Origin of the sequence: uncultured Methanobrevibacter sp. (assembly GCF_902784195.1) — an archaeon.
Lineage (GTDB): Archaea > Methanobacteriota > Methanobacteria > Methanobacteriales > Methanobacteriaceae > Methanobrevibacter.
The window spans coordinates 238,088-256,594 of the sequence record NZ_CACZTX010000006.1; the positions used below are offsets into that span (position 1 = coordinate 238,088).

Here is an 18,507-nt window from a genome sequence, read left to right on the forward strand (position 1 = left end):
GCATCATTCAATACTAAAATTTTAAAATTCAATCTTAATCATTTAATTAACTTGTCATACTCTCAAAATTACATGTTAAAAAAAATAAAATATAAGAATAGATAAAATAGCTTAAAAACCATTATCTATTCTTTTTCAATTGTTTATTTTATTTTGACTTTTCCTTTTTTGCTGATTTTCTTGAAGGTATTGTCTCCTAAGAATTTTACAGTGAACTTGTAAGTTTTCCTCTTGGATAACTTGACTTTCACTTTTGCAACACCTTTCTTATTGGTTTTTGCAGTGTATTTCTTCTTATTGATAATGAAGACAAGCTTTTTACCTTTAATGGCTTTCTTGTTAGTAGCCTTAAGGGTAGCGTACAAGTATTTGGTTTTCTTGCTTCTTTTGTATGTTTTCTTAGCTACAGTCAATTTGACCTTTTGTGGGTTGACTTTAACTTTAGCTACAACAAAGCTTCCGTTGTATTTTTCATCTCCAAGGAATGAAACTACAACTGGGTAAGTTCCTTTCTTAGTAAGTGCAATCTTAATGGTTGCAACACCTTTAGCATTGGTGGTGCGTTTGTAGATCTTGCCGTTGAAGGAAATCAATACTTGTTTTCCAGCTAAGACATTTCCTTTACTGTCTTTTAAGGTAATTGAGTAGTTCTTACCAGCTTTCTTACCGTTAATCTTGGTATTGACAGTAGTGGTTTTCATAGCTTTTGCTACAATGCTTGTAGCTACCTTAGGAGTTGTTCCTCCACTTGAGCCGTTGGTATTGATGTTTCCGCCTTGTGGAATGTTGATTCCATTTCCATCATTTAATCCTGCTATTTCAAAGTCAAATGCTTTAGCACCTTCTGGTAAATTATTGTCCTTGATGTTTATTGGGTTGGAAGGAGCAAGAACTGCCCTTTCTGATTCAAGTTCGAATAATGTAATTGAAGATGGCACTACATTTTCATTTGCAGGGCTTACAGTATTGTTTGTAAGCTCAATAGCTGGGTTTACAATGGATAAATCATCAGTTCCATTTGTAGAGGTAGCTTTTACAAGCACATCACCATTATTTGCAATGAATTCAACACCACTGATGCTTACATTGCTTACATTGGATGCAATGTTGAATACAGGGTTTCCATCACCAGCAGTTGCAATTGATACATTGTCAGCAACAATAGCAATGTCTTTAGTGATATTGATTCCTGAAATGTCAACAAATTCCATATTGCTTAAGTTCAATACTCCTCCTTCAGGAGTTTCATCAATGAGTTTTTGAAGGTCTTCTGAAGTTTTTGGAGCTTCCTTAACATTGACTTTTACAGTTGCGCTTGCAGGATTATAATTACTGTCTCCAGCAAAGCTGATTTCTGCATTATAGCTTCCTACAGGAACAGAGCTTAAGTCAATGCTTGCAATACCTGACTCATCAGTGATTCCAGTTAAGTTAATTTCATCATTGACCTTTACAGTGATTGTTTTTCCTGCTACAGGAGAACCTTCACTGGTCAAGCTAACATTCAAGACACCTTCACCAAAGTTGACAGTGATTTCATCCTCAAGAGATAAAATGGTATCCTTAGGAGTTAGAGCATTGAATTCAATGCCTACACTTGCATCAGAGGATTTCACGCTAATGCTGTTTTGACCTTCTGCTGCAGTGTAAGTGGATTGAGCCACTAAGCCAACGGTTTCTACAGCAGTCTTATCTAAACTGCCAGTTTCTGATGCGAAATCTACAGTTAATTCCTGTGCCAATTTGGTGTCAAGCTCTTTGATTTCATTAGTAGTGCTGTCAAGATAGTGGTTGAAGTCTACAGCAATAGGAACTTGAGCACCGGTTTGGACATTGGAAGTGTCTGCAACTACATTCATGATAATCCAATTTGATACATCCACTTCAGCGCAATCGATTTCATCATATCCGTAATCGTCTTCGTAGGTACCGGATCCTGTTAAGGATTTAGGATTGTCATTGGTTCCCCACCAGTTGTATTGGGCATTTACGACATTGTCTTCTCCATCGTTGAAGATGAGTTTGCCAGTAGTGTTGGTGAGTAAGATACAGTAGTTTACAGTTGCCTTGTTACCGTTGTAGATTGCATCACCATTATAACTAGTTCCAGCAGAGTTGTTTACAAACATGGATTTTGTGATGGTTGCATCTCCATGGAATCCTATGTAAATAGCTCCACCATCTCTGTATGCATTGTTGTTGATGAATACTGATTCGGTTACATCCAATTTGTTGGAAGCACGAATAGCTCCACCGTAGGATACAGTGTTAGTGTTGTTGATGAATTCAGAGCCTTTTACAGTGATGTTAGCATCAGAACTGCCTATTACAATACCTTGTCTTGCCTTGTTGTTATAGAATTTGGAATTTTCTATAATTACGTTAGCTTTGCCGCTTGAGACATATATGATACCATAATCGGAAGTGGATGCAGTAACTTCATTATCCTTGAATAGAGTGTTGTTTATGATAATGGTTGCATCGCCGGAAGTTTGGATTACATCTCCACCATTATGGCCGGAAACTTCACTGTCCTTAATAGTTAAGTTGCCGTAGGTAGTGATTAAGTCTCCAGCTCCAGGATTGTTTACAATAGTTACATTGTCCAATACTGTTTCTTTTGCAAAGGAGTATACAGCTGCGCCGTATCCATGGTTTGCACCAGTGAGAACCACATTGATAAGTGAGAATTTGCTTGCATCAGAACTTACATTGAATAATCTTCCTTGGCCTTCACCGTCAATTACAACATTGCCTTCACCGGTAATTGTTAAGTCTTTAGTGATTTGATATCCGTTACCTTTGTAGGTTCCTTCCTTAATTACGATTTGACCGGATCCGGTTTCAGCAGTTGCTATTTGAATAGCTTTTGCAATGCTTGCTACAGGAGCTTCTGCAGAACCGTTGTTTCTGTCAGATCCATCAGGAGAAACATAAACGATTCCAGTGTAAGGTTCAGGAATTTCTCCAACAAAGACTATGTCTTTAGTTGCTTGAGCGCATGTTGCAGTTACTTTTGCATTTGCATCACTTGCAGTGAATACTGCATTTCCACTTTCACCATTATTGATTGTTAAGGTTTCAGGAATTACAGTACCGTTTTCTGCAGCAAATGTTACAGTGTATGCTTCCTTAGGAATAACTCCACCAGCCAATTCTTCAATTTCACCAGCAGAGGTCATTACATGATTAAAGTCAACAGTTACTTTTACTTCGTCACCAGGAAGAACATCAGTAGCGTTTGCATCCACATTCATTATTACCCATTTGTCAATGGTAATGTTGGTACCGTTTACTAGACTTGTTGGATCATTGGTTCCCCACCAGTTGTTGTTTGCAATAGCAATACCTTGTCCATATATAGCATCATAACCAGTTGAAGTTTTAGTTTCAAGATTATGCTCATTTACAATGGAAGAATAAGAAACATATAAGGTAGCTTTGTCTACGAAAATAGCTGGTGCTTTACCTTCTGTTCCTTTATTGTTTTCTATAATGGAATTGGTAATGTTTAAAGTAGCTATAGGTTGGTTTGTAACTGATTCAATTTTTATAGCAGTACCTTGTGATTTAGCACTATTATTGACTAATATACAATTATTGATAGTAGCAGTACAATTATACAATTCTAAAACACCAGGACCATTAATTGCTGAGTTATCAGTGAAATTGGAATTTTCTATTGTAATCTTTTCAGCCATTAAGTATCCTGCACCACCATTGTTTGCAACGTTGTTTACAAAGTTAGAATTGTTGATTTTTAAGTTAAGACCGTTTTCATAAGCTGAGTAGGTAATGCCTAAAGCTCCACCCCAACTTCCACCATTGTTGTTGGTGAAAACGGAATTGTTAATAATCAAATTACCTTTGGTGTATTCTGTAAAGATAGCTCCTCCACGACTGCTTGCTACTAAATTATCAAATTTACAGTTATTAATGATTATATTTATTAATAACAAACCTGAGCGAGAACCGCTAGCTTTAATGGCTGAACCATATCTTCCACCATTGTTGTTTGCAAATGCTATGTTATCAAATGATACTACACTGCTTAGAACTGTGAAAATGCAATTTGATTCTAATCCAGTACCATCAATCACTACATTTCCTTCACCAGTGATGGACATTGCTCCAGTGCTATTGATTGTGATGTTGTTTTCATTATAGGTACCTTCCTTGATGATGATTTGACCGGATCCTGCTTGTGCAAGTTCAACTGCTTTTGCAATTGTTGCTACAGGAGCATCTTCTGCACCATTATTGGAATCAGAACCGTCTTTGGATACATAAATTATGCCTTCATAAGCATTGCTTACTACATTGACAGCTATAGGAACGGTTTGTGCTCCAGATTCGACATTCACAATGTCTTCTCCAGCAGCCACACCAGTGTATACAAACTTAGCTTGACCGTTTTCAGTGATAGCTTCAGCCTTATCCAAACTGCCAAGGGTAGCGGTAGCCTTTACATCCACTTCAGGAATGCTTTCAACCAATTCGCTTGTTGTGGTTCCATCAGTGTAATGATTGAAGTCGACAGTGATTTCCACTTCATCACCAAGGTTAATGCTCTCAGCAGTCAAGTTGCTGTTTACACCCATAATTACCCATTTTGATACATCAGGCATAGGGCAGTCTACATCTTCCTCTTCCCAATCGTCATAGTAGGAGTCAGCACCAACTAAGCTTACAGGACTGTTGTTGGTTCCCCACCAGTTATAATTAGCGTTAGGTGCGTTATCTTCGTTGGCATTGAATAGGAGAACTTTTGAACTGCCTTCTTTTGCTAAGATTACTGAGTAATTGATGGTTAATTTACCAGCTGAGGATATGGCATCCCCATTATAATCTGTTTGGTAATTTGCACAAGTGTTGTTTATGAATACAGATTTAGTGATATTTGCATCAGCATTTTTGCTAAGGAAAATTGCTCCACCTTCTCTACCTGCTTTGTTATTGGTGAATACGGAGTTTGCAATATTTACCTTGCCGTCTGAGTGGACCACTCCACCAGCACCAACAGTTGCTACATTATTGTCAAATAATGAATCCTTGATTACAAGATTATTGGTTCTGCTTGAATCATAGATTAAACCTTGTCTATCAATGTTATTGGTAAAGTTAGATGACTCAATTGTAACACTGGAAGTGCCTGTTGCAAATATAAAGCCCATAGTACCGCTATCAGTTAAGTTAGCATTGTTGTTGTCAAACACTGTATTGTTGATTATCAAGCTTGCGCTTGAAATGTAAATCATACCATCAGCACTGTGGTTAGCAATTACGGAATTGTCGATTTCCAAACTTCCGCCATTTGCATAAATAACAGATACTGAAGAGTATCCGCCAGTAGCCTGGTTTTCATATAAGGTTACATTGTCCAACAATATATTTGCACCAGTTGAGTAAATTACTGACCCATAGTTTCTGTTAGCCTTTGTAATGGCTATGTTCCTAAGGGTGAAGTTTTCTGTAGTGCTATTGACAGTGAAGATTCTAGCTTCATTGTTACCGTCAATGATCACATCACCGATACCGATAATTTCAAGATTTTTGATTATTTCAAAATTATTTTCAGTGTATGTGCCTGCATTGACGAATATCTTGCCTGTTCCAGCATCTCCAGTAGCTATTTCAATAGCTTTTGCAATAGTTGCTACAGGAGATTCTTCACTACCATCGTTTTCATCATTTCCATCTTTGGATACATAAACGTCATGAGGAGCAACTGGAGCATTCACTACAATAGCGATAGGTACATTTGCAGCACCGGATGCGATGTTTGCAGTGTCTTCACCAGCAGCTGCAGCAGTGTATGTAAAGCTTGCCTGATTGTTTTCAGTTATTGCTTCAGCCTTATCCAAACTGCCTGTAGTAGCACTTGCAGTTACCTTAAGTTCAGGAATGGAATCTGCCAATTCGCTTACGGTAGTTCCGTCAGTGTAATGTTTAAAGTCAACAGTTATAGGTACAGTATCGCCTATTTCAATGTTTCCTGCACTAGCAGGTTCCACATTCATGATAACCCAATTGTCTACACTAGCATCTGCCATTGCATCGTTAGGGTTGTCATTAGATCCCCACCAGTTGTAGTTTGCGTTAACTGTTTTGACATAATCGCTTGTAGCATTTATGAACTTTAATCCAATTGTTTCATTTACTGCCTTATTGTCATAAAATGCAGAGGATTTAATGTTAGTTATTCCTCTTTGAGCTTGTACCAAAGCATATACAGTATTATCAAAGATTGAAGTTTTTTCAATGCTTATTACAGCATTATCTCCAGCAGTTTGAATTATAGCATAACCATGGGTATCTGAACCAGTTCTAAGAATTGTGTTTCCATAAATATTTGAATTGTTAATATTTACGATACCATTGGATCTGATTACAGAATCAGCAACACCATATACATTTGTGATGTTTACATTGTTTAAAGTTAAGACAGCTGTTGGAACAGAAGCATAGTTATAAATTGCAGCAGAGAAATAAGAATATTCCCCAGTGATTCCTAAAGTTACACCATCAATGACACTGTCAATTACAGTTAATGGACCAGTTGAACTACCGGATAAGTAAATAGCACCCCAACCACCGGAAGAGGATACCTTAATGTCTTTAAAGGTAGTGTTTTTAATATTTGCAGAACCAGAGGAATAGAATTGTACGGTTCCTTTTGTGGAAATATTCTCAAATTTACAATCTGCAATGTCCAAATTACCATTACCACCAATTCTGATAGCAAGGGAGCTTCCTCCGGATGTGAAATCTTTCAATACAAGATTCTTGAATAAGAAGTTGGATGCACCAGATATTTTTGTAAACATGTATGCTGAACTAGCAGTGGTATTGCTTCTTATGATTACATTTCCTTTCTCTTGTCCAACAAAGTCTATAGACTTATCAGTAGGAAGGTTAATTATTCCTTCAGCGTATTCACCGTTTGCAATGTTGATTGTAAACTGCTCACCTTCAGCTGCATTTACGATAGCCACTGCTTTTGCAATGGTTTTGACTGCAGTGGATTCGCTTAATCCATCGTTTTCATCATTTCCATCCGGTTTTACATAAATGACATTTCCACTAGGAGCAGATCCGCCAATTACAGTGATTGGAATGGTAGTTGATACGCTTGCTGCAGTGACAGTTATAGTGTCAGCACCTTCTGCAATACCAGTGTAGGTAACTATAGCCTTGTTGTCTTGGTATAGAATTTCATTTGCTAAACTACCTTTGGTATCATCTGCATTAGTGAATTTTACTTGAGTCATCAGTAGCTACAGTGTCTGCACTTGCACTAGCGGACATGATTACCCAATTGGAAGCAGTTACATTGTCGAGCAATGCACTTGGGTTGTCATTGGTACCATAGAAGTTGTAGTTTGCATTTACAACTGCATTCTTATTGTTACCGATAGCATATTGGCCTTCAGCTAAGTCAAATGCATTGTATTCTACAGTTGTAGGAGCTGCTGAAATCCAAATTGCATATGCTGCAGCATTGTCATGGAATGCATTTCCAGTTATGATGCTGTTTCCTTGAGCGGATGTTTGAGAAATGTAAATTAATCCTTTACAGTTTGAAGCAGTGAAATCGTTATCCTCAAAACTGCAGTTAGACACTGTTAAAAGTCCTGCCTTATTCTCTATGATACCCATTGTGTTTCCACTGATATTATAGAATTTACAATTTGAAACAACCCCTGTTGCAGTAGCTGCATTTACATAAATCACAGACCTTAAATATGATCCATCAGGTATTGCAATATCATGGAAAACTGAATTCTTAACATCCACTACAGAGTTACCTAAAATTGCCAAATATGGTGCAGCACCAGAACTGGTACCAACAAGGCCATAGAATTCACAGCCATCTAATGTTGCTTTTGCATTATAAAACAATTTAATTGCACCATTACCATTTCCAGGAACTGCATCAGTCAATTTACAGTTGTTCATTAACAATACTCCTTCACCACCAATATTTATAATTGGGTTGTTTTGCTTTGTAGGAGCAGTGAAAATCAAATTGTTTAATGTGAATGTTTTAGCATCATCTCCACTATAGGTAAATACATTTGCAGTTCCAGTTCTTGTGATTGTAGTGCCATCAGCACCATTAAAGGTAATTGATTTATCCAAAGTAATTGAACTGGATTGCTCATATGTACCTGCACCAATATTTATTGTAGAACCATCACCAGCAAGTTCATAACCTTTGGCAATAGTTGCTACAGCGTTCTCTTCACTTAATCCATCATTAGAATCATCACCAGTTTTTGAAACGTAAATGGTTGATGCCCCGTCCTTTAATGGAGCGGGTTCTAAGGATTTATCATCGGAATCGTCCACACCCACCTGAATGGAATCAGATATAGAATCATCCGTTTCGAGACTAACCTCATTTATAGCATTATCGTCAATTGCAGCTACATCAGTTGCAATATCATCGCTTGCTGCAGAGACAGATGACACTGCCATACTTGCAACGCAGAATAACACTAGTAAAATAAGAAAAGTTCTTTTCATTTTCAAAGTTTCACCTCAATAAATGCGAAATAAGGAAATGACTAAGAAAAATAGGATTCGTGTTTTAAAATATATGAATAAAAAGACTTTGATTGCTTTAAAACATTCCTTGAAAGGATATAAGGGAATATCCTAAGGAGCATTCTTAAAACTTAGTTTTAAAAGATAAGGATTGGTTAAACAAATTTTAGCTTTTGAAAACATATATTTTTAGGAAAAATAATATTTGTAATTAATAAATTCAGTTCAATAGTTTTAATAAATTTTTTTAATTATATAGTTTTAGGGTAATTTTTAAATCCTAGATTTCTTAGCAGTGCCTTACATAAAGTATATTTGAAAAATAATCCAATGTACTTTATGTTTTATATATATAGTATTAATTATATATAAAATTTGTTAAATGAATTTTATAAATTATAAAATATACTGTATATTTTTAAGAAAAATATTCACTAAAAATTTAAATAAAAGTGGAAAAAAAGCTTATAAAAATAGACATTTGAAAAATTTTATCAAAGTTTTTTAAAGAGCAGCATAAAATGCTGCCCTTAACATGATTTGATAACTAAAGTGATATGTATTCTAATCTCAGATATTAGAAAATATCACAAGATATGATTTATAAAAAGTCATTTAAGTATTTTATGATTAATCGATTGATTAAAAATGGGAAAGAATGGAGAAATCTTCCTCAATAAATAGAAAAGAATAAAATAAAAAAAATCCCCTCTCACTAAAATAGAAAATAAAAAAATAAAAAAATCCACCTATAAAATAGAAAAGAATAAAATAAAAAAATCCACCTATAAAATAGAAAAGAATAAAATAAGAATAAAATAATAATATTAATTAACTAAAATCAAAAATTAATTTGGGGGTTAATATGAATACAAAAGATATCATATACATATGCGCTACAATAATCATTATTCTTGCAATTGGAATGTTTGTACTGTCCCATCCTTTTGGAAGTGCTGAAAAAACTGCAATTCTCACTATGGAAAGCAGCCAAAGCCTTACTGAAGGTGACAGCCTGATACTAAAGCTTTCAGATGAGAACAAAACTCCAATAGCAGGCCAAAGGATTGAGATAAACCTCACTCATGGAAGCAATGGAATCACTGAAAACTTCACTCTCAAGACAAATGAAAATGGAGAGTGCAGATTAGAAGACCTGATTGCAGACAACTTTACATTAAGCGCTAAGTATAATGGAAACAAGAACTACAAGCAAGCTACACTTAGCGGAAACATCTATGTGAAGAAGAAAGCAAGCGCAAGCAACAATGACAAATACAAAACAGACAATAAGGTGGATGATGTCATTGACGGCTGGGATCCAAAAGAGCATGAGGTTTCAAGAGAAGCCCTTGGTGATGGAACATATAGAATAACCTACGATGACGGATACTTTAGAATCGTGGATGAAGATGGAAACATCTTGACTTATGGGTACTGATTTCATTCAGTACTTTACTCTTTTTTTAAATAATTATTTTTCCTTTAAAGAATTTATCTCTTCTATTGACAGGCCAGTAAGTTCGGAAATTACATCAATATCCATACCTCTCATCAACATCCTTTTAGCTACTGAAATAATTCCATCTTTTCTACCTAATTCCACTCCTTCACCAATACCTATAGATTTGCCTTCTTTTCTTCCTTCTTCTATTAAATCTCCACTTGTTCTTTTAACAAAAGATAATAAATGACTTGACTCCATCATAATATCACCAAAATTTTTTAATTCCTCTTTATCTTTTATGAATTTATTCCCTAAAATCAATAGAATGGACTTTACTTGATCTTTAACAAAGTCAGATTCGAATCTTGCCTTATTCGTCAAATCTCCAACTTCAAACAACAATTCCTTTTCATTAAAGTCTGATTTCATGAAAACAATTGAAATCAATGAAACGATATCTTCACCATTAAAGGTTTCCTTGTTCCTTATTTTTGATTTTATACTATTTAAAGCTTTCAATCCGTCCCTATCCTTTAACGATATGATATAAATAGTAAACACATCATTATGATGCCATTTTTCTATTTTACGTCTTTTATCTTCGACTGTACTTATAATAAAGGTTTTTACTGGAAGTTTGAACTTTACAAATAAGGATGATGCATAATCAAATATCCTAATCTCATCCTCTTCGCTTAAGACAGTTGATTGGAATTCAACATTGATGATTTCATAATTTCTAGACAGGCCACAGTAATCCAATCTGCGATTCATGCAATTGGTGGCCATGAGCTCTGTAGGAAGTGGAACTATTATCTCCTCATCAATTCCAATCCCTTTTAAAAAATCATGCATTGCAAAATCAATCAGTATCTTAAAGGACTTATCTTCATGCTGACTTATTAACATGATTCACCTCTTTAACAGTGAAATAAACTCTATTAAAAGAAGTATATAAGTTTTTTCTAAAAAATAAGGTCAATATAAGAGTTAAATTGAAAAATAACAAGTTTAATAAAATATTTATAAAAAATAGTAAAAAATAATTGAGATATAATATTATAACAAGATTAAAACAATTTTTAAATTAAGAAATTTACCAGGATTCTAAATCCTTTAGAAACTCCTCTTTAGATAAAGCTTTCTTATCTGATTTGTCCATACGCTCTAAAGCACGATTGGTTCTATCAATAAAATCATTATCCTCTTTATTTTCATCGGTAGAGGAATTTTTTCTAATCTTCAATGTAAAATCTCCAGAATTAAAAAATAATTAAAAATAAAAAAGCAAATCAATAAAAGATAACCAACCCCTACAATATTAGCTTAAAGGAACTAACATTTTCTAATCAAAGAAAATCACCCTTATCAGATAACCTACTGATTCAACCCCCGATATAACAATTTTTGCATTAATGATCCAATAAAAGAGGAACCTTCAATCAAACCCCTTCAAGATAATCGATGTTCCAATTCCAAGACATTAATAATCATTATATGTTCCTAGAGAATCAGTCAAATCTCATCTAAGGATAACTGTAACCAACCCTTTTATTTTAATAATAGTAACTATTATTACAATTGATATTTTGTAAAAATTAGTATATTAAGTTTTTTATTTTGATTATAAATGCTTAATTGAGTTAAGAATTGATTTTAAGGGAGTTTTTAATCAATTTTAAAAAACGTGTTTGATATACAGGAAGAACAATTCTTCCCGCATATTTACATTTAATGAGGAAATTATGAATAAAAAGAAATTTGTACAATTGGATTCAATTGTACTTACTATTATTTATGTTAGACTCATTTATAAAGATTTTCGAGTGCAAGCACTTGCTTACATGGAAAAATAAGGTGTTTGGGGGTTGTAAAATTAGTTTGTAATATATAGAATAATTTTGATAGATAAGTGATAGATATATGATAGATATTTGATAGGTATTAGATAGATAATTGATAGATATTGTATAGATAAGTGATAGATAAGTGATAGATATCTAATAGAGATATGATATATATTAGATAGATATTGTATAGATATTTAATAGATAAGCTATTCTTCAAAATGATTATCAAGAAGATTATTTATATTTCTAAAATATTCCATGTCAATTGTTTTAGTAGTGTTTCCAAATCGGTCAAAGCCTACATCCTCCTTTATTAAATCATCTTTAGATATAGGCCTAGTTAAAAGATTAATAGAATGTTTATTGAAGATATAATACCCATTATAACCTTTTTCCATGGTATCAATTCTATCTTCCATTATTCCACTGGCTACAATGGAATTATTGTATTGGAATAAAATTAATGTACCTTCAGGATCTGCTACATTGTTTTTATAAAAATGAAATTTACCATCTGAAGGTAATTTGTTTGTAAAAAAGTTTTTCATAGCTTCCTCATCTTCAAAATCAAAATCATCTGAAGAAGTTGGTAATATTCTGATTTGTCTAACTCTTTTTTCAGGATACATATTATCAATTAAATTACATTAATTTTGTTTGTTTACTTATATAAGTTATTTCTGCAGGATTCCAAGCATCAGATAAATATTGTTTTACTTCTTCATAACTCATCTTACGATATTTCATAGAATCTTCTTTAGAAATTTTCTTTCGTTCTGCTTTATTAGAATGATATTTCATATCATGACGAATACAAATATTATGTCTTCTGACATTACGTCTAAATGCTCTAACTTCCTCATCTGTCCAATTATGATTAATATGATAATCCTTATTTGTTTGACCTTTACGTTTAGAAGGATTATAATTATCATCTAATCTATCTAAAGGACGATATCTACAATCAGAAACTTGAACTCCCCAATTATAACAATAAACCCTTTTTTCTTCCATTTCTTTATAATCTAATTCATAATTATAAATCATAAAAACGGATATTTCTTTAGGGTTATAACCTGCATCAACTAAAAGATCAATCTCTTTTTTACGTGCTTTATGGCCTTTAACTGAACCATCCCAAGCAATCTTTGGAGCCTTAAAATTAGCTTCTTTTAGTAATTTTGCTAAATGTGGTCTTTTTTTTAGAACTCGCCCATCAAAACCACTTTGAGACTCACAACTTGTTATAATTTTCTCTTTTCTGAGAGCAATTAATTCATGAAGTAGTTCCTCTACATCAGGGTTTGCTAACAAATTATTATCATAAAAAACTAATTTTTTCCTAATAATTTCATTACGAATAGATTTTTCACAACTAAAATCTGGTTCTATAATATATGTCCCACAAAAACCACATTTCCGTATGCAACCGCGGGAAGAATGAATGATTTGATAATCAATATCTTTCTCATCTTCACCAAGTAATGAATAATCAGGTTTAATATGTTCTGCTTCAGGAATTATTCCTTGTTGAACATAATCACATCCAGTATATTCTCTACATTTTTCAGGCATTAAAGAAGCAAATATCCCTCCTACGACAACATCAACATCAGGTAATAAATTTTTTGAATAATCTACCGCTTCTTTTACTTGTTTAGACCAATAGGTAAATACGGATGTAATCATTACTAAATCTGGATTAAAATTTAAAATTTCTTCTGAAAAATCTTCTCCTTTATTCAGCCTAACTAATTTAGTCTTAACATTGTTATTTTTTAAATATGCTCCTATTTTTAAAAGACCCACAGGCAGTAAATCACTATGATTACGACTTTTATGGGCTAAAGGGAAATTAGGATCTATTAAAAGAACCTTTTCAACATCATATTTATTTAAAAATTGCATATTATTCACTGTTTTTCAGTATTTTGTCAATGTCTTTTTTAACTAATCTTTCAAATTTTATTTGATAATTTTCATAAGAACTATCCTTTTCTAAATCCATGACTATTTGGATTCCTGAATTAGCATATTGTTCAGCTAAATTATAAATATCAGCTACTGAACCTATATCTTTAACATCTTTAAAATGTTTTATAGCAATGGCATAAAAGAGAGATTCTTCTTCTTCATTCATATAAGCTGATCTTGTTAAGTCAACAGGTTTTTTTAGTTCTGTAGGGCTTCCTAATTTAAAACCTAAACTTAAAGCTAATAAAAATTGCTCTTTATGACCTATTTTATTATTATCAGTCCCTAAAATTTTAGAAGTTTTATAGAAATCAACATATTCTTCACTAATATGAAGAATAAGTGGTGCATTATCATCAAACATTAATTATCCTCCTTATTAAAATATGTTTCTTCGATTATATTAGCTGACATTTCTTTTATATCTGAATAAAATTCATTGACTTGGAAAATACCGAACTTTTGAATTTCTTCATCATAAATTAAGTCCCTAACATCTTGAGAAAATTCATCAGGTGTTAAAATTAAAATAGTTTGTTTCTTTTTACTTATTTCTAAAAGGACATTTGTGAAATTTACTCTATGATCACCAGACACTCTGGCTAATGGAGTATCAATTAGTATAGGAGAATCAAAACCTGAAACTGAATGAATTCCTAAAGTAAATGCTAAAGCTAATAACTCCCTTTCTGCAGCACTTGCTGTACCAATACAATTTGCATTTGTTCTAGTATGAATTAATTCTACATTATATGTGTCATCAATAGTTACATCTGAAAAAGTATCTTTTTTCCAAATTAAATTGAAAAATTTATCTTTAGTGAAATCTCCGATTTGTTTTTTTGTAGATACCATAATATCATTTTTTGTTGTTGTTAACAACTCTAATGAATCAGCACATAACTGTTTTTTCTTTTTTATAATACTAGTTTTTTCATTATTTGATAAAATTTTATCTATTTCTTTGTTAATATCTTCAATGTCATTATTTAATTTTTCTATGTTATTGTCGGCAGCACCTGAAAGCAATAAATTTGAATCTCTTGAATTTTCTAGATTTTCTCTTTCTTCAAATTTATTCTTTATAGATTCATCTTTATATCCTGCATACTGTCCATTAACTATATTTAATTCTTTAGAATATCTTTCTAAATTTTCTTCTTGAATTTTAAGATTGTTATTTAAATCTTTTCGGCGTTTAGAATAGACCTCAATATTATTTTCATGCAATTTTAAAGGAGATTTTAAATCTAATAATAATTTAGACTGTTTGGTGGATAATGTGTATTCAGTAAGAGCATTATTAAGATAAGCTAATGATTCCTCATCTAAAGCCCTATTACAAAGTTTACAAACTCCTTCTTTAATAGACTCCCCTACAACATCTTCATCAATTTCAGGAGGTAATTGCTGAGATTTATTTTTTTCATCAATATCATCTAAAGTATATTTAATTGCATCATAAGCAAATACAGAAGGCGCTGTAGAAAGTAATAACTGATTAATTTTTGATTTAATTTGATTACAATTATCTTCTATTTTATCTACTTTTTCTTTCAAACCTTTTCTTTTTTCCTCTAAAACCCTTACATCTGGAATGCCTATTAACTCATCATCTAATTCTTTAATTCTTTTTTTAGCATGATTAATAGAACTATCTAATTTTTCCTTTCTTTCTTGCTCTTGTGAAAGTGCTTTATGTTTTTTTTCTAAATCTATGGTTAAAGGTTCTATATCTTTATTTAATTTTCCTGATTCTCTATTAAACTTCTTAAATTTCTCATTTAAACGCTCAATCATTTGATCTAAAACATCTATATGGGATAAAATAAATATTCTATTTTCAATATTTTTTGTCCTATCGCTTAAAAAATAATTATCTAATTGTTCTCCATCAAAGAAGAAAAATTCTCTAATTGCCGCAGGAACAAAACCTTCTACTTGATAATCGGCTTCAGGGCTCCTATAATAAAATGTTTCCCCATATTTATTTTTTATAGATACATCTAAATCATCATTATATAACTTACCATGAGTTCTTTTAAAAATAATTTTCTGACCATCATCCCCAGAAATTGTTAATTCAACAAATGCAACATCATCTTCACTAGCATCTAAATTTAATATAGGTAATGAAGTCTCTTTATTAAATGCATGTGGTTCATCCCCATATAAACACCAATTAATAGCATTTAAAAAAGTTGTTTTTCCAACACCATTATCTCCTACAATTATCTGAACATCCTTATCATTTTTGGAGAAATCTAATTTAAAATCATGATATAACCGATAATTATGTATGTGAATAGATTCCAACCTCATTCAATCACCTTCTTTTAGAATATTCATCAATTAATTTATCATATTCATTACGCCAACTACGTTCTCCACGTAATTCCTTAAAAAAAATTTCTCTAGTGAATTTAAATACTATTTCATCTTTAGCATTTTCCTCCAAAGTATCTAAAATTTCAAAATCATCCATTTTATCACCAAATATTTTTTGTTTTAGTATAATAGTAAGAATTATTTAAAGCAAGCCTTCCTATTTCATCAGCCCTGATTAATTCTTTTTCATAAATATCTTGTTCTATCTTAAATAAATCTGAATTTTTATTAGAGGGTTTGATAATCATGTCATAAATATCTGACTCAACCTTATCATCATGCCTTCTAATAACTCTACCTACTCTTTGAATAAATTCCCTAGGATTAGTACTATTACACATTAAAATAGCCCTTGTTGCAGAGGGAACATCAACTCCTTCATCCAAACAATGCATAGCCACAAGTGCATTATAATTACCTTTTTCAAAATTTTTAAGAATAAATTCTCTTTCAGAAATCCCACCATATTTTTTTGATGGTTTTGCATCATCTTTACTAGTAAATGTTTTCACATCTAAATCAAATTCATTTCCAAGGATATTGACAACTTCAATTATCTGATTTTCATTACAATAAACTAGCAAATTTCTTTTATCATCCATATCTCGAAGAATTTTCCTCAATGCATCAAATTTATTTGCAGCGTTTTTAATAATGTTTGCTCTTTCGATAATTAAATTTTCCAATCTTTCTTCATTAGGATTATCTTTTCTAGATTCCCATAAAATCTGCTTAGTTTTTTTTCTAAAATTTTTTAATTCTTTATCAGTCATGTCAATAAAATGAGGATAATAGTTATAAGGAGTTAAATATGTTAAATCAGTTCTTGGATTAATTTCTGATAAAGCTTTTTCTAATGAAAAAATGTAAACTTCTTTTTCAAAATAGTTAAATAAAAATTCTGTCCCCTCTTCATCAAAATGACGAATAGGTGTTGCACTCAATCCTAATCTATAATTATATTGTGGACTCAAACCATCTTTTCTTTTATAGGAACCTAACCCATGCATTTCATCCCCTATTAACATAATTGGAACATCAAAATCATCTTCAAAAAAATTATAAAAATTTTCAGAGGATAGAGAATCATGAGTTGTAAGAATTAAAACAGTATCCATTAAGCCCATATCAACTTTATATACAGAATCTTTAAATTGAGTTTTCCCTTTTGGATTACTACTATCAACAACAACAATATCGTTAAAACGATTAGTCAAACCATAAGTATCAACAGAATTCTTCCATTGTTGAACTAAATGCATTTGAGGGGCAGAAATAATGGCTATTAAATTTTTTTCATTATCTAAAACTCTTTCTAAACAACCTAAAGCTGTAAAAGTTTTACCTGTACCTGTAGCCATGGAAAAAATTCCTTTTTTATTATTTTCAAACCATTTATTTATAGCTTCAATTTGATATTCAAATAAAGTTATTTTATTTTGACTTTTTTTATAATAATCCTCAGGAAATTTTAATTTTGTTATATCAGAAGGTGCTCTTTTAGATAATTCTTCAATAGCTTCAGGAACTTCCATTATTTTATAAGAACTAACATTTCCTTCCCAAATATTTTGAAATAGATTAATATGTTTATTTAAACGAGCGAAGTCAGAAGAAACCCATCCTTTAAAAACATCAAAAATCTCATAATTTTTCCCCCAACCGAAAGCTGTTTCATTATTCGATCCGTTAATAGTTATGTAGTTCCCCTCTTTATCTTTTAAGATACCAACTTTTAAATGAAGACCTTCCTTACCAGGGGTTGGATTTCCATCTTCATCAATTTTTAAAGCGACTTTGATTTCCAACAAGTCATTTGCAATCATCCAACCTAATATCTCAACATGATTTTTCTTAATATTATCTTCTAAGCTATCAAGATTTTCGAGGAAATTATGTGTTAAAACCTCTTCAGGTGTTTTCTCTGCAGAAATAATAGATTCAACATCTTCTTCTGAAAGTTGAGTTCCACAAACTATTCTCATTTTACCATTATTCAAAATAAAATTTTTAACTCCTCTAGCTGCATAACTTAAACTTTTTGAATCAAAATATCCTACAGCTCGATAATATTCAGAAGATTCTGATAAAACTGGTACATAAAAATCATTTAGTAAATCATTGCTTTCAGAATCATAAGAATAATCAATATTTAAATCTTTAAAGCTCAAATACACACCCCAATAAAAAAAAGAAAAATACCTTATTTATTAAAATTATTGTTAATATATAGTTTACTATTCATAAATAATAAAGTTTTTTAATATTAATAATAATTAAATATTTGAAAAATAGTGA

The 18,507-nt window shown here is 31.8% G+C and carries 11 protein-coding genes; 1 reads left to right on the forward strand and 10 read right to left on the reverse strand.

The window, feature by feature from the left end; all coding sequences use genetic code 11:
• Nucleotides 1-143 precede the first annotated feature (143 nt).
• Both QZU90_RS05955 and QZU90_RS05960 read right to left on the reverse strand, forming a co-directional pair.
• Nucleotides 144-7,271, reverse strand: coding sequence for a right-handed parallel beta-helix repeat-containing protein (locus QZU90_RS05955; protein WP_296856097.1), 7,128 nt, complete (start codon nt 7,269-7,271; stop codon nt 144-146).
• The gene (locus tag QZU90_RS05960; RefSeq protein ID WP_296856099.1) at nt 7,249-8,535 is read right to left on the reverse strand and encodes a hypothetical protein; all 1,287 of its coding nucleotides are present in this window, start codon (nt 8,533-8,535) and stop codon (nt 7,249-7,251) included. The genes QZU90_RS05955 and QZU90_RS05960 overlap by 23 nt, the downstream gene beginning before the upstream one ends.
• Before the next feature lie 880 nt (nt 8,536-9,415).
• Between QZU90_RS05960 and QZU90_RS05965 the strand changes: the two genes are divergently transcribed.
• Complete coding sequence (locus QZU90_RS05965) at nt 9,416-9,991, forward strand: carboxypeptidase-like regulatory domain-containing protein (protein ID WP_296856101.1); 576 nt, start codon at nt 9,416-9,418, stop codon at nt 9,989-9,991.
• 33 nt (nt 9,992-10,024) lie between these two features.
• On the opposite strand, the gene QZU90_RS05970 is transcribed toward QZU90_RS05965, so the two are convergent.
• The 8 genes from QZU90_RS05970 to QZU90_RS06005 form a co-directional block, all read right to left on the reverse strand.
• The gene (locus QZU90_RS05970) at nt 10,025-10,906 is read right to left on the reverse strand and encodes a hypothetical protein (RefSeq protein ID WP_296856103.1); all 882 of its coding nucleotides are present in this window, start codon (nt 10,904-10,906) and stop codon (nt 10,025-10,027) included.
• A gap of 187 nt (nt 10,907-11,093) precedes the next feature.
• Entirely contained in the window at nt 11,094-11,243 is a 150-nt protein-coding gene (locus QZU90_RS05975; RefSeq protein WP_296856105.1) for a hypothetical protein, read from the reverse strand.
• Between the two features lie 810 nt (nt 11,244-12,053).
• Nucleotides 12,054-12,476, reverse strand: a complete 423-nt coding sequence (locus tag QZU90_RS05980; RefSeq protein WP_296856107.1) for a hypothetical protein — start codon at nt 12,474-12,476, stop codon at nt 12,054-12,056.
• Between the two features lie 13 nt (nt 12,477-12,489).
• Nucleotides 12,490-13,755, reverse strand: coding sequence for a cobalamin-dependent protein (locus tag QZU90_RS05985; protein ID WP_296856109.1), 1,266 nt, complete (start codon nt 13,753-13,755; stop codon nt 12,490-12,492).
• A 1-nt stretch (nt 13,756) separates the two neighbouring features.
• Nucleotides 13,757-14,185: a hypothetical protein gene (locus QZU90_RS05990; RefSeq protein ID WP_296856111.1), complete on the reverse strand. Its 429-nt coding sequence runs from the start codon at nt 14,183-14,185 to the stop codon at nt 13,757-13,759.
• A complete protein-coding gene (locus QZU90_RS05995) occupies nt 14,185-16,143 on the reverse strand; it encodes an AAA family ATPase (protein WP_296856113.1) in 1,959 nt (652 codons plus the stop codon). Before QZU90_RS05995 ends, QZU90_RS05990 begins: the two co-directional genes overlap by 1 nt.
• 4 nt (nt 16,144-16,147) lie before the next feature.
• Nucleotides 16,148-16,306 carry a hypothetical protein gene (locus QZU90_RS06000; protein WP_296856115.1) on the reverse strand — a complete coding sequence of 53 codons (159 nt, stop codon included), beginning with the start codon at nt 16,304-16,306 and terminating at the stop codon, nt 16,148-16,150.
• A 4-nt stretch (nt 16,307-16,310) separates the two neighbouring features.
• The gene (locus QZU90_RS06005; protein ID WP_296856116.1) at nt 16,311-18,380 is read right to left on the reverse strand and encodes a DEAD/DEAH box helicase family protein; all 2,070 of its coding nucleotides are present in this window, start codon (nt 18,378-18,380) and stop codon (nt 16,311-16,313) included.
• Between the last annotated feature and the right edge of the window lie 127 nt (nt 18,381-18,507).

Coding starts and splice junctions, on each gene's coding strand:
- QZU90_RS05955 (WP_296856097.1), bottom strand. CDS start 7,271: ATGACTCAAGTAAAATTCACTAATGCAGATGATACCAAAGGTAGTTTA.
- QZU90_RS05965 (WP_296856101.1), top strand. CDS start 9,416: ATGAATACAAAAGATATCATATACATATGCGCTACAATAATCATTATT.
- QZU90_RS05970 (WP_296856103.1), bottom strand. CDS start 10,906: ATGTTAATAAGTCAGCATGAAGATAAGTCCTTTAAGATACTGATTGAT.
- QZU90_RS05980 (WP_296856107.1), bottom strand. CDS start 12,476: ATGTATCCTGAAAAAAGAGTTAGACAAATCAGAATATTACCAACTTCT.
- QZU90_RS05985 (WP_296856109.1), bottom strand. CDS start 13,755: ATGCAATTTTTAAATAAATATGATGTTGAAAAGGTTCTTTTAATAGAT.
- QZU90_RS05990 (WP_296856111.1), bottom strand. CDS start 14,185: ATGTTTGATGATAATGCACCACTTATTCTTCATATTAGTGAAGAATAT.
- QZU90_RS05995 (WP_296856113.1), bottom strand. CDS start 16,143: ATGAGGTTGGAATCTATTCACATACATAATTATCGGTTATATCATGAT.
- QZU90_RS06000 (WP_296856115.1), bottom strand. CDS start 16,306: ATGGATGATTTTGAAATTTTAGATACTTTGGAGGAAAATGCTAAAGAT.